12 protein-coding genes are annotated in these 12,779 nt (G+C 49.7%); 1 reads left to right on the forward strand and 11 read right to left on the reverse strand.

The genetic code is table 11. The features are described 5' to 3' along the window. Positions 1 to 59 precede the first annotated feature (59 nt). The 8 genes from QMG16_RS02005 to QMG16_RS02040 form a co-directional block, all read right to left on the reverse strand. The gene (locus QMG16_RS02005; protein WP_281791991.1) at positions 60 to 2,600 is read right to left on the reverse strand and encodes a PAS domain S-box protein; all 2,541 of its coding nucleotides are present in this window, start codon (positions 2,598 to 2,600) and stop codon (positions 60 to 62) included. Between the two features lie 42 nt (positions 2,601 to 2,642). Beyond that, positions 2,643 to 3,095, reverse strand: coding sequence for a response regulator (locus tag QMG16_RS02010; RefSeq protein WP_281791992.1), 453 nt, complete (start codon positions 3,093 to 3,095; stop codon positions 2,643 to 2,645). Positions 3,096 to 3,097: 2 nt separating this feature from the next. Continuing rightward, on the reverse strand, positions 3,098 to 4,765 hold the full coding sequence (locus QMG16_RS02015) for a sensor histidine kinase (protein ID WP_281791993.1): 1,668 nt from the start codon (positions 4,763 to 4,765) through the stop codon (positions 3,098 to 3,100). Between the two features lie 515 nt (positions 4,766 to 5,280). After that, the gene (locus QMG16_RS02020) at positions 5,281 to 6,186 is read right to left on the reverse strand and encodes a CBS domain-containing protein (protein ID WP_281791994.1); all 906 of its coding nucleotides are present in this window, start codon (positions 6,184 to 6,186) and stop codon (positions 5,281 to 5,283) included. Between the two features lie 24 nt (positions 6,187 to 6,210). Further along, positions 6,211 to 6,687: a CBS domain-containing protein gene (locus tag QMG16_RS02025; protein WP_281791995.1), complete on the reverse strand. Its 477-nt coding sequence runs from the start codon at positions 6,685 to 6,687 to the stop codon at positions 6,211 to 6,213. Between the two features lie 289 nt (positions 6,688 to 6,976). After that, positions 6,977 to 7,516 carry a THUMP domain-containing protein gene (locus tag QMG16_RS02030; RefSeq protein WP_281791996.1) on the reverse strand — a complete coding sequence of 180 codons (540 nt, stop codon included), beginning with the start codon at positions 7,514 to 7,516 and terminating at the stop codon, positions 6,977 to 6,979. 186 nt (positions 7,517 to 7,702) lie between these two features. Further along, positions 7,703 to 8,155 (reverse strand): CBS domain-containing protein, encoded by a 453-nt coding sequence (locus QMG16_RS02035; protein WP_281791997.1) that lies wholly within the window; start codon positions 8,153 to 8,155, stop codon positions 7,703 to 7,705. 80 nt (positions 8,156 to 8,235) lie between these two features. Continuing rightward, positions 8,236 to 8,847, reverse strand: coding sequence for a SagB/ThcOx family dehydrogenase (locus tag QMG16_RS02040; protein ID WP_281791998.1), 612 nt, complete (start codon positions 8,845 to 8,847; stop codon positions 8,236 to 8,238). A 314-nt stretch (positions 8,848 to 9,161) separates the two neighbouring features. Here QMG16_RS02040 and QMG16_RS02045 point away from each other — a divergent pair, with 314 nt between their 5' ends. Continuing rightward, complete coding sequence (locus tag QMG16_RS02045) at positions 9,162 to 10,139, forward strand: deoxyhypusine synthase family protein (protein WP_281791999.1); 978 nt, start codon at positions 9,162 to 9,164, stop codon at positions 10,137 to 10,139. An 83-nt stretch (positions 10,140 to 10,222) separates the two neighbouring features. Here the strand turns inward: QMG16_RS02045 and QMG16_RS02050 are convergent, their stop codons facing one another. From QMG16_RS02050 to pxpB, 3 genes are read right to left on the reverse strand one after another with little or no spacing between them, the layout of a single operon-like run. Then, on the reverse strand, positions 10,223 to 10,993 hold the full coding sequence (locus tag QMG16_RS02050; protein ID WP_373878704.1) for a LamB/YcsF family protein: 771 nt from the start codon (positions 10,991 to 10,993) through the stop codon (positions 10,223 to 10,225). Between the two features lie 33 nt (positions 10,994 to 11,026). Then, positions 11,027 to 11,977, reverse strand: coding sequence for a 5-oxoprolinase subunit C family protein (locus tag QMG16_RS02055; protein ID WP_281792001.1), 951 nt, complete (start codon positions 11,975 to 11,977; stop codon positions 11,027 to 11,029). After that, a complete protein-coding gene (pxpB, locus tag QMG16_RS02060) occupies positions 11,958 to 12,659 on the reverse strand; it encodes a 5-oxoprolinase subunit PxpB (RefSeq protein WP_281792002.1) in 702 nt (233 codons plus the stop codon). Before pxpB ends, QMG16_RS02055 begins: the two co-directional genes overlap by 20 nt. Positions 12,660 to 12,779: the final 120 nt, after the last annotated feature.

The raw sequence follows: 12,779 nt of genomic DNA on the forward strand, positions 1-12,779 counted from the left end.
TTGTATATTATCGGAAAAAAATGATTTGTCGAGCATGGAGTTGCGCTTATCCGCAATTCTCATGGGGTGGGCTGGAAAGAATTGCCCGGATTGACTTTGGGGATGGAAATGTAAAATGTAGTGCCCGCTTCAGGCCCCGGTTCCGCCCACACTTTTCCGCCATGCCGTTCAGCGATTTCCCTGACGATGCTCAACCCCAAACCGGTCCCCGCTACTCCCTTGGAACTGCTGTGTCTCTTGAACAAGCCAAAGATCTTCTCGCAATCTTCCTTCCTTATTCCCACCCCATTGTCCCGCACTGAAAAGGTGTGGAAGTCTTGAGATTCTTCATAGCCGATTTGAATTTCAGAAAGTTCTTTTCCACCGTATTTCATTGCATTATCGATGAAATTTCTGAAAACACGTAAGAAAGACAATCGATCCACCATGACTTCTATGTCCCTGTCAGGTTCAATCCACAAAATGTGGCGATCCGCCAGTCGTTCGGTGAATTCTTCCCGGATCATCTTGAGAAATTCCTTGAAATAGAACTTCTCTATCTGCAGGGGGGCTTCCTTGCTGGCGATGTAGATATTTATTTTTTCCACAAGGGCTGAATTGAGCTCAGCCGCCTTGAGGATTTGTTCACAGTAATGTTTGCCCCTTTCATCCAGTTTATGAGCGTAATGCTTCTGAAGAAGCTTCGTCAGTCCATGAATGCCAATGGCCGGACTTTTCAAGTCGTGCATGACGGAATAAGCAAAGAGCTTGAGTTTCTCAGAACTTTGACGAAGAGCTTCTTCCACTTTTTTGCGTTCTTCGATCTCTTCTATGAGCAGTTGATTGGTGTGGGCCAGTTCCCGGGTTCTCGCCTGCACGCGTAGTTCGAGTTCGTCATGAGCCTTTCTCAGTTCGTCCCTGGTGCGCACACGCTGAATCGCCGTTCCCAGTCCCATGGCCACCCCTTCCAGGACTTCCACCATTTCAAAGGGGATGACGTTTTCTCGATGATCGGCGATGTGAATCAGTCCAAGGATAGAGTTTTCCATGCGTATAGGGATGAGCACAACAGATTCATAGCCGAATTCATTGCATTTGTTACGGGTGAATTTTCTTTCTTCTTCCGTCAGGCCGGACAGAAAACGGGTCGTGCCATTAATGTAAAGGGAACCGCCCGGGGTGTAATGAGGAAGATGAGGTTCGGTCTTGCCCTGGATGACCGTAGTGCACATGCATCGATGCGAGTGAATCGAAAGAAGATTTTCCTCCTCGAAAAATCCGGGACTGAACCCATCGTATGCTTGATATGGGATGCTGCCGTCTTGATTCAAAATACGGATTCCGGCTGCGGAGCACCCCGTGTAGTGTCTCAGTTCGTGCACAAATTCCTTCAACATAACGGACATTTGCAGGTTTTTATTGGCAATTTCCAGAAAGCGGTGGGAAATTTTGAGGGCTTCCTCTGCGCGCTTCCTGTGCGTAATATCCTGAATCTGAACCAGATATTCGCTGATATGGTCCCCTTCGTGCATGGGGGTGATGAGAACGTCGATATGGATGATTCCCGACTTACTGGACTCAAAGAAGTTCATCTCCTTGATCTTGTCGAAGTCGAAAGGGATTTCATATCGAACGCTCTTGCCTTCTTGCAGTGTCTTCACCAATCCGGCTGGAAGATTGGGATCTTCAAAAAGATTGACCTTCTGAAGCTGGGGCGGGTCGGAAATGCCGAATATCTTCAAACTGGCTTCATTGAGATCGATGAGATCTCCCGATGCGTCGTAGAGTTCAATGCCGATGGGGGAGGCTTCATAAATATTCCTGAATCTTTCTTCGCTCTCTCTGAGGGCCTCCTCCGTTTTCTTTCTTCGCGTGATATCGCGGTCAATGCCCCGGTATCCTTTCAGTTCACCGGAACTGCCGAAAATGGGAACACCACTGGTTTCCAGAATGAGTTCGCGGCCCTCCTTGTGAACGACGCGATTGACGAAACTTGTAAGGGGTTTTCCTTCACGCATCACTTGAAAGGCTAGTCGTCGCTGAGCTTCTTTTTCCTTTTGGGAAAACAGATCATAAAAATGTTTCTGAAGGATCTCCTCGGAGGTGTAACCTGTGATTTTTTGGACCATGGGATTGGAATAGGTGTATTTCCCCTCCATATCCACTTCCCAAATCCAGTCGGAAGTGCTTTCAGCCAGGTCTCTAAAACGTTTTTCCGTTTCGCGGAGGGAATTCTTGAGTTCCCTTTCCCGCATCACCTTTTCAATGATTCTGGGAACAAGGGAAAAGAAATCGGAGGACTTGACCAGGTAATCGGAAGCGCCGAGCTTCATGGCTTTGACGGCGATGCCCTCGTCCCCCTGCCCCGTGATCATGATTACGGGAATGTCTTTTCCTCCAGCTTGGAGAGCTTCCAGAAATTCGATGCCGTTCATACCGGGCATGAGATAGTCCACCATGATGACATCAGGATGCAATACTTCTATTTCTTGAAAGCAGGAACTCGCCTCTTCGAAGTGCTGGACGGAGGAGCCGGGAAATTCTTTGAGGATCGCCCGTTTCATGAGCTGAAAATGGGGTTCTTCATCTTCGATAATGACTATCGTCAGTGGTTCTTCCAATCTCATCATCCTTCTGATAACTCTGATTGCCGTACGAGCGGACTAATCTTCGGAGGTGGTGGGGGGTTCGTTGAGGTTCATCCAGTAGAAGTCGATCTGCATGACTTTTTCTTCGAATTCCTTGAACCCTACGGGCTTGGTCAGGTAGCTGTTGGCGTAATGTCCGTAGGATGCCGCAATGTCTTCTTCACGTTTGGAAGTGGTGAGCATGATGACGGGGATCGGCTTTAGCCTGGGATCTTCCTTGATCCTTTTCAGTACCTCTATGCCGTCTATACCGGGGAGATTGATGTCGAGCAGGATCAGAGCGGGGCAGGGATACTTTTCACGGTCGCTGTAAATTCCACGGTTGAACAGGTAGTCGAGTGCCTGCTCCCCGTCGTTCAAAATATCGATCCTGTTTGCGTGGCCGGCTTTGCGTATGGCCCGCTTGGTGAGCTCGGCATGAGCTTCCTCATCTTCTACGATTAAAATGTGAGTGGGGTCACAGCCCATCGTTAAACATCCTTATCCTTGAGAGTGAAAAAGAAAGTTGTTCCCTTCCCTGGCTCCGAAGAAAGCCAGATTCTGCCTCCGTGGTATTCTATAATTCTTTTGACGATTGTGAGCCCCATACCGGTCCCGTCCCCAGCACGTTTTGCTGCTGGAAGCCTTTGAAATATTTGAAATATTTTATTGAAATACATTTCTTCGATGCCGATGCCGTTGTCGCGGAAATAAAAGACTTTCTGCCCGTTTTCCTCGTTGCATCCCACATCGATGCGAGGGGAAGGGTTGTCCTTGCCGATGTATTTCACCGCATTGGACAGGAAGTTGTCGACCACTTGCGTGATGCGTTTTTTCTCGCCGAATACCTCGGGAAGATCTTCCTGCACATGGACTTCAATGCCCCGGGCATCGATCTGAGGTTGTAATAATTTGATTGCCCCCTTGACAACCGTGCCAAAAGGAAAAACTGTTTTCTTTTCCGTGACGCGACCTATTCGGGAGAGGTTCAGGAGGTCGTTGATGAGGGATTCCATCTTCAGCGCGGCATCACTCATGTACTTGAGGTATTTGTCTGCATCCCCCGCCAGTACCTGGCCGAAATCCTCCCTCAATGCTCCGATAAACCCTTCAATGGTGACGATGGGGGTCTTCAGGTCGTGTGAAACCGTATAAACGAAGGATTCCATTTCTACATTTGCGGCACTCAGTTCGTCCAGAGTTTCCTTGAGTTTCTTCTCATTTTCCCGGAGAGCTTCTTCGACTTTTTTCCTTTCCTTGATCTCATAAAGGGCAGTATCTCTGGATTCTCTGTACAGTTCCATGCGGTGGAGAAGCAGGTGAAGGAGAATAGCAAGCCCTGCGGAGAGGGCCAGTCCGAAAGCCAAAAAGGGAAAGTTTGGCACCAGGGAAGGAGTGTAGAGGGTAGCGGTCGGCGCCAATTGAATGTTCCAAATTTTTCCCCCTAAATTCACCTGCTTCACAATCCGGGGAATCTTCATATCATAGTCGGGGGAGGCCGGATCACATTTATCCATGGATGGATAGATGATGTGCCCTCCCTCGGAGATGACCAGATCAAACGCTGAAAAAATCTCTCTGGATACAGCAACATCCAACAGTCTTTTCAGCTGAAACACTCCATCGATATATCCCTGAATTCTACCATCGTGCACAAGAGGCACTAAAATCTCAAATCCCGTTCCACCCTCAAAAAGCTCCATGCAAGGGGTCAAAGCATACTGCAGTTCGTTTCTGGCTCTCTCAATCGTGGCAATATAGGCGGCATTTCCATAGGCCGAGATGTTTTTCCCCTGCTTTTCTGCATTTTCTTCTTTGGGAAACACCCAGCGAATATAGCCTTCAGGATCGATCCAATTGATGGCCGTAAATCCCGGGTAGTGCCTGAACAAGGCGTTACTGAAAGTAAGAAAACGCTGCTGGCTGAAGTCGGGAGGTTGCCGTTCCACCCACCTGTCCGCCAGGAGTTCGAGAGATGCGATGCGAGCATTGACAAATCCTTCGATGCGTATTCGTAATTGCTCTGCCGTGGTCTCCGTCAAGTGCATGAGCACCTGGCGTTCGTGCTGGTTTTGGGCTTGCCATAAGAGAATCGTAAGCGTGGCAAAAAAAACGAATGCGATCAGGGAAAGGAAGCTTTTCAAACCGCGAAATGACATCGTTATCACCATTTTTGTTAAAAATCCAAACACTTAATAAGTAAAGGCATTATATGTTATCTCATTATGAAGTCTTTTCCAACCGCAATGTATTGCGGGGCCGAATCCGTTTGTTGGATTCCCTCTCTATAGAATTTATATAAAAAAGGCTCATGGCTTATAACGACATCGTTTTTCAAGAGTGTTTTCCGCTTTCCTTATGCCTTATATCTTATTGCCTTTTTTCATTTTTCGTTGTGACCGTTCCGGCATGGGAGTTAAATAGAACATTGGAGCTAAGGCATGCATAAGTATTACGGGGGACGTGGAACTGCGGAAAAGGGTTCCATTTGGGAAGATGTTGGAAACCGGCAGGGATGCTGGGAATGAAAGTTTGCCCCGAGGTATCGAAAAGCCACATCTGCTCGTACTTTGTTGATACCTCGAAGCGAGCGCGACAGGTGGGAGCTTACCAATTTTCCTTCTTCCGCGAAGGGAGGAGATTATCCAAAGATTGAACCGGCTGAAAGCGGTGATCAATCAGGAGCGTTTTCCACCTCGATGCGACTACTGATGCAGGCCCGGCAGGAACCCGACCGGGTTCGAGCCGCATCCGAAAGGGAAAGCACTCCCACTATTTTCCCGGGATCTTCTTTGTGAACGAAAAGACGCTGAACATCGGCGAAAATCATCCTCTGAATGGCTAAAACCAGGTGCTCTCTCTCATCGCAAGATCGTACGGGAGTGCTCATGATCGTTTTGGCGGGCACCTCGGCGGAAATCCCATGTTTGTACGCAATGATGAGATCCGTTTTGGAAACCACCCCGGCGGGAAGTCCGTTTTCGTCGATAATGAGGACCGCTCCCACATTGTTGGCCTCGAGCCCCTCCATCACCTCCATCAAGCTTTCGTTTTCATGGTTTACAAAGACGGATGGGGTCATCACTTCATATACATGAAAAGGCTCGGCAAGGAACCCTTCGGAGTCCGCTTCCCTGGTGCGCAGGATATTCCTTTCGCACTTGTGACAATATCTGTAAAGCAGACCACAGATATCGTAATACGCCAAAACACCTACAACTTGGTCAGGAGCGCTTTCCTTTACAAAGAGGCGGTGGACGTTGTGGGTTCTCATGAGGTCGAGAGCGGATTCCAGGGTATCCCCCGGCTCGCAGAACAGGGGAGAGGGCATCATGATGGCTTCCAGAGGGGTTTCGATGGGGATACCTGCGTAATATCCCCCCATGATGTTGGTTTTGGACACAACCCCAACGGGCTCATGCTTTTCGTCTGTAATGAGCAGGGAATTGACTCGAAACTTGATGACAGTTTTGGCTGCCTCTTCGATGGGCGCATCTTTAGGTAACTGGGCGGCAATCCTGCGCATGGCATCGAGGACCGTCAGCCCACTCAAAACGCTCTTCCTCTCGACGATGGGCATAGTACTCACCAAAAAGCTAAAAGGTTAAGTCATGCAGCTGGGACGTTCCATGAGATGGTAGAAGACCTTGGAAATATAAACAATCCCAACAACTTTTCCATTTTCTAAAACAGGGAGGCGGCGCAGGTGCTTGCGGATCATGATGTCTACGATGAAGAGCAGATGAGTGTCGGGTGTGATGGAGATGAGATCGGTGGTCATGATGTCTTCGACCAGGATGGACTTGGCTCGGCGGCAGGTTTCGTCCAAAAATCCCGTTACGTCCATGTCGTTCATTTCACCCCAGATATGAATATGCTTGGGGCGCATGAGAAGCAGGACATCGAACATGGAAACCATTCCCACGAGCTCCCCCTGGTCGGTGGTCACCAGAAGTCCAAAACTCTTGGACTTTTGTTCTTCACTGGCTTTCTTGAAAACCTTGACGACTTCCGTAACAGACATCTTGGGGTGGAGGGTCAGGAAGGTGGTATCCATTACGTCTTTTGCTGTAACGGTCATATCATCCCCTCTATGTTTGAAAGACATCAAAATGGAAAATATGGTTTGAAATCTTCTGTCGAGGACTGGAATATGATGTATCATTTCAGGCCGAAGTGTCAACATTCTTATGGCATTACGAAAGATTTACGAGATGAACCAGATCCATATTCATATTCATCTTGGGAGCAGCACCTCGAAACGATGAAAGAACACCGTCGGATGGTCTACCCTTCCTGATCCGCCACCATTTCCCGGGAGGTTTCCAGGAGCATCGGGATTTGGGAGGCTTTGAACTCCAGCGGAGGGATCAGGTCAATTTCAAAAAAGGGTATTTATTGAGTTCTTCCCGGGTCCAGATGGAAAATCCGGCTTGCTGTCCCAGGGTTTCGACCGCCAAAATGGCATCCGGGTCTTCGAAATTCAGGTGACCCGGTGTTCCCAGCTCTTCCAGGGATTTCAGGATGGCTTCGTTGAGCATCCTTTCTTCCTCGACCGTTGAAATTTTGCCCTTGAAGCCCCGCCGGTGCATCCTGACATGAAAACTCTTTCCCTGCAGTTTCTCCACGAAGCTCAAAGCGATTTCTTTGGCTTTCGCTTGAAATTCTTCCGGTGTTTGAAAGCTGAAAATATCGGTCACAGGAATGAGACGTGCCAGGTGCGTGAGGATTGATGGATCTGCGGCGATTTTTTCACTCAATCTTGTGAGCATTTCATCAACATAAGAACACCGCATGATGAGTACGTTGAAAAACTCGGTGCGTTGGATCGGTCCAAATTCATTCAATAAATTGCGGACTCGACCGTATGCTTTTTCATGAACCGTGATGAGAACGTTCCAATCCCGCATTTCGTGCCCTTGAATCTATATGAAAAACCTTTGGACCGGTGAAGGGGTGAGCCGGTGGACAGGCGGGCCGGCTCACCCCTTCACCGATTTCCATGTATCGTTGTGTCTTTCCGGGTCATGGCGGTGAACTGTCCAAGGAAAGGAAGGGGTCATAAGAAGGTTATGCCCTTACTTTTTCCGGTTTCTTCAGGCTCGTCTCTCTTTTTCAAGATTTTGTTCTCGGGAAATGATTGTGACCATATCCGTGAGCTGTTCCCAGATTTGTTCCAGCACATCATCGAGGGTAAGAATCCCTTCAAGCCCGCCTTTGGCGTTGACCACCGGGATGCGGCGAAAACCGCGGGAGCGCATCTTTTTTAAAACTTCGGCAATGTCGTCGTTTTCCAGTGCCGTCACAGGCTCCGGCGTCATCACGTCTTCGACAGTGAGCGATCCAATGTAATCTGGAGCATTGGCCATGACTCCAACGACGATATCCCGGTCCGTCAGAATGCCAATGGGAATCCGCTCCCCCTCCTTTTCTTCGACGACGACCAGATTGCCCACATGATATTCACGCATGCGTTTACTCGCTTCCATGAGAGTTTCTTTCCTGGTGGCGATGGCGACTTCCCGAATACAGATCTCACCTGCTGTCATGATTTTACTCCTTCACAGTTTGGGGGGGCAGAGCATTCCACGAATCTCAAATTGCGCCACATGCTGCGAAAAAATATGGATTATTTCCCGACGGGAATAATATAGAGAGGGGATTCGCCTTTCTCGCAACCGACTACTTGGGCCACAGTTTCGTCACGGAAGGCGCCGATGACCACCGCTCCCAGGTTCAGCGAAACGGCCTGCAGCAAGGCGTTTTGAGCGGCGTGGCCGGCCTCCATATATACATACCTGATTCCACGTTCCCCGTATTTTGAAGTCGTGCGTTCATAGACTCCGCAGATGACCAGAACAACGGGAGCTTTCCTGATGGGGTCCTGGCTGAGAGCCGCCTGACAGAGGGCGTCTCTTCGGTCTTCACTCCCTTTCTTCTGGAGCTCGTGCCTTGCAGGCCGGTATTTGTAGATGCCTGCGGAAAGGTGAGTCGCATTTCCGACAAGGGCATATATTTCAAGGGGATAAAGCGCTCCCGCAGAAGGGGCTGCCCGGTATCCTCCGGGATCGGTGATCCCCTGAGCCGCCCAAAGAAGCTGTGAAATATCTGAAAGATCCAAAGGCTCCAGCCTGTAATTCCGGATAGATCTTCTGGCAAGGATTGCGCTCTCCACCGATATTTTGCTATTGTACTGAGGGTCTGGAAGCTTGATGGTGTCTGTACGCGGTTCTTCGGACATGTTTTCTCCTCTCGCCGGCTGGGTAAAAATCATAAACATCAAAATCAGAAAGGAGACTACAACTGCACTTACGATGAATTTTCGGGGTATTCCATCAGATGGTTTTCTCGAATTTATCATGATATCCGTTTCCTCAACATATACTCTGCACGGATAAAATTATGACTTTTGATCATCCTGCAGAAGTCAAGATTTCAACCGTTCACAGTATAAATACCTGAAAGGATTCTACCCCATTGTTGTTATTTTAAGAATTCTCCCCCTGCCGTTCAAGTTCGGTTGTTGCCAAAAGTGGGATAGAAAGGTGGTGGTTCATGGGAAAAGGCGGTGTCTCATCCTTCATTCGACATCATTTCAGGCATTTCAATGCCGCTGCCCTGGTAGATGCTGCGCAAGCCTACAGAGATCTTCTTGATGATAACGGGTTCATGTTTTTGGCCATGGCAGGAGCTATGAGCACTGCGGAGCTGGGGCTGTCTCTGGCTGAGATGATTCGCCGTGATAAGGTGCATGCCATTTGCTGCACGGGGGCGAACCTGGAGGAGGATATTTTCAATCTCGTTGCTCATAATCATTATATCCGTGTTCCCAATTACCGGGAACTTTCGCCGCAAGACGAAAAAAAGCTGCTGGAACGCAAACTGAACCGTGTGACGGATACATGTATTCCCGAAGAAGAAGCCATCAAACGCATTGAAAAGGTCGTCCTGGATCTTTGGGTGGAAGCCGACCAAAAAGGGGAACGCTGTTTTCCTCACGAGTTTTTCTATCGTATGCTCCGAAGTGGAACACTTCGGAATCACTATGAAATTGATGAAAAAGAGAGCTGGATGCTTGCCGCTTCGGAGAGGAACCTGGCCATCTTCGTACCCGGATGGGAGGATTCAACATTGGGAAATATCTATGCTTCCCACTGTATGCGCGGTCATATTCAGAATGTGCATACCGTAAAAACGGGAATGGAATACATGATGCACCTGGCGAAGTGGTATCAGGAGGTTTCAAAAGGACATCCCATAGGGTTCTTCCAAATTGGTGGAGGGATTGCTGGAGATTTTCCCATCTCCGTGGTGCCCGTTTTGAGGCAGGAACTGAAACAGAATGTGCCCTTATGGAGTTACTTCTGTCAAATCAGCGATTCAACCACGAGCTATGGTTCCTACTCCGGCGCCGTGCCCAATGAAAAGATCACCTGGGAGAAACTGGATGTAGCCACTCCCAAATTCATCATTGAATCGGATGCCACCATAGTGGCGCCCTTGATTTTTGCTTATGTTCTGGACCAGGTTTAATCGCACGGAAAAACCCATCCGGATGATCCATTCATCTTTTTTCCAGGGACGGAGAGGGATTGTTTTTCCATCCCTTTCAACCTTCACTTGTTTTCTTGTTTTCCTGGAGCGGTCACTTCGATACCCGTTTCTTCCATGGCTTGACGGATTACCCTGGCCAGCTTCCATGCCCCTGGAGTGTCTCCATGAACACAGAGGGTATCCGCCTTGATTTCGATTTCCTGTCCCTCTATGGATGTTATGCGGCCTTCCGCCACCAGTTTTATCACTCTTGTGCGCACGGCGGATGCGTCATGAATGACGGCTCTTTCCATGCCGCGGGGAGCCAGCTGTCCGTCGCTCAGGTAGCCCCGGTCCGGGAAAACTTCCTGCACGACCCGAAGGCCGAACGCCTCTGCCATTTCAGCGCACAGGGACCCGGAAAGAATGAAGAAAAACAAATCGGGATCAAAAGCCTTTACCGCTTCAACGGCTTCCATGGCGGCAGCTTCGTTGTGGGCGATAAGATTGTAGAGTGCACCATGGGGCTTGACATGCCGAAGTCTTGCCCCGGCAGCTTCTGCAAATGCTCTGAGGGCTCCCATCTGATAAAGCAGGTAGTTCTTGATTTCCCCGGGAAACGTCTGAAGAGCGCGCCTCCCGTAACCCAGAAGGTCCGGGTATCCTGGATGAGCTCCGATTCCCACGTGATGTTCTTTGGCCAGGTAAACGGTCTTGGCCATGACCAGGGGATCTCCGGCGTGATACCCGCAGGCGATGTTCGCCGACGTGATGAATGGAATGACCTTCTCATCCTCCCCGATCACATAGGAGCCGAAGCTCTCTCCCATGTCGCAATTGATGTCAATGGACACCATGAATGTCTCCGTCCCGGTTTGCCTTGGCTGTTACAGGGGTTCTCCCTGCAGAATAAATCTTCGCAGAGCGTATTCTTTTTTGAGATAGATCTCCCGGGCTTTCAGAAGGGGGATGGGCGAAAAACGCACCTCCGCTCCCGGTGCTGCCTGGGCAATGAGAGAGATATCCTGGGAGATGACCGTTGCGATCTTGACGTAACCGCCTGTGGTGGGCCGATCTGCAAGAAGAATCATCGGTTGGCCGCTTCCCGGTACCTGTACCGCTCCAAGGGCAATGCCGTCGGAGATGATATCGGGGCCCTTTTGATGGGTTATCCTGGGTCCTTTCAGAGCACACCCCATGCGATCCGCACGGTCGGTGAGGCGGTAGATCCCGGAGGTAAAAGCGTTGAGGCCTTCCTCAGTGATACAGTCATCCTGAGGCCCCAATACCACTCGCAGAATGAGTTGTTGGGAATAGGGGGGAATGAGACTCCACGGATGATTCCGGACGATCTTGCCCCCTGGTTTTCCCGTATGCAAAATATCTCCCTTCCGCAAAGGTCTTCCGTTCATTCCTCCGAATCGGCCTCTCAGATAGGTGGATTTGCTTCCGAGAACGACAGGCACATCTACCCCACCTTCAAGAAAGAGATAGTCTCTGCCTCCCGTTGCAGAACGTTCCAATATGAGCCGGTCCCCTTTGGCGGCATACATGGCTGTCCAGGAAGGAATCGTAAAATCATTCAATGTCGCCTTTTCATTGGGGCCAGTTACTGCGAAAAGCGTCTTCTTCAGGAAGACCGCTTCAAGTCCTCCGAGTGTGATCTCGATGCACGCTTCGTACTGGTCGTTTCCCACCAGAGCGTTACCGATCCTCATAGCACAAAGATCCATGGCCCCCGAAACGGGCACTCCCATGTGCTGATAGCCTAGGCGCCCCCTGTCCTGAATGGTGGCAAGAGGCCCCGGACGAATGATCTCAATAGTTGGTGTATTCATCTTCGCTTATGGGCCTGAATCGTATGGACATACCCGCTTCCAGCAGAAATGGGGGAGTGCGTTGGGGGTCAAAGAGCTTTAAAGGGGTCTTCCCGATCAGTTGCCACCCGCCCGGGCTTTCAATGGAGTAGATGCCCGTCTGCTGATCGGCAATGCCGACGCTTCCGGCTGGAACACGTATTCTCGGAGTCGTTTTGCGCGGAGTGAAAAGCCCCGGATCGAGGCCGCCAAGGTAGGCGAATCCTGGAGTGAATCCTATCATGAAAACGTGGTAAAGAGGAGTCGAGTGTAGAGCGATCACGTCATCAACACTCTTGTCGTGAAAGGATGCGACATCCTCGATATCCGGCCCGTATTCTTTGCCGTAACAAACTGGAATTTCAACGGTGACCTTTCGATCCTGGTGATCTTCCTTTTCATCCATGAACTTCTCGATATCGAGGATGAGCTGTTCGAAAGAGCATTCCCAGGGATCGTACTGAATGAAGAGGGATCGATAGGTCGGATTGAATGAAATAACGCCTGGAAGAGCGGCTTCTGACAGTTTGTGAAACAATGCGTGGACCTTCCGATTGGTTTCGAGATCGATCGTATCCCCAAGTTCCACGCTGACGGCGGTTTCTCCGCAAGGAAGAAACCGGGGCCAAAAGAGTTTTTTATGCTTCACTTGTTCGTCTGACACCGTGTTCTCACCATTGTGGGAAAAATGGGCAAATGAATTCAGGGGGTAGAAATTTACCTATGCCATACCCGCAGATCTTTTTCAACGTTTTGAAGAAAATTGCCGCAATTCGAAATGAAT

The organism is Desulforhabdus amnigena, assembly GCF_027925305.1.
GTDB classification, from domain to species: Bacteria; Desulfobacterota; Syntrophobacteria; order Syntrophobacterales; family Syntrophobacteraceae; genus Desulforhabdus; species Desulforhabdus amnigena.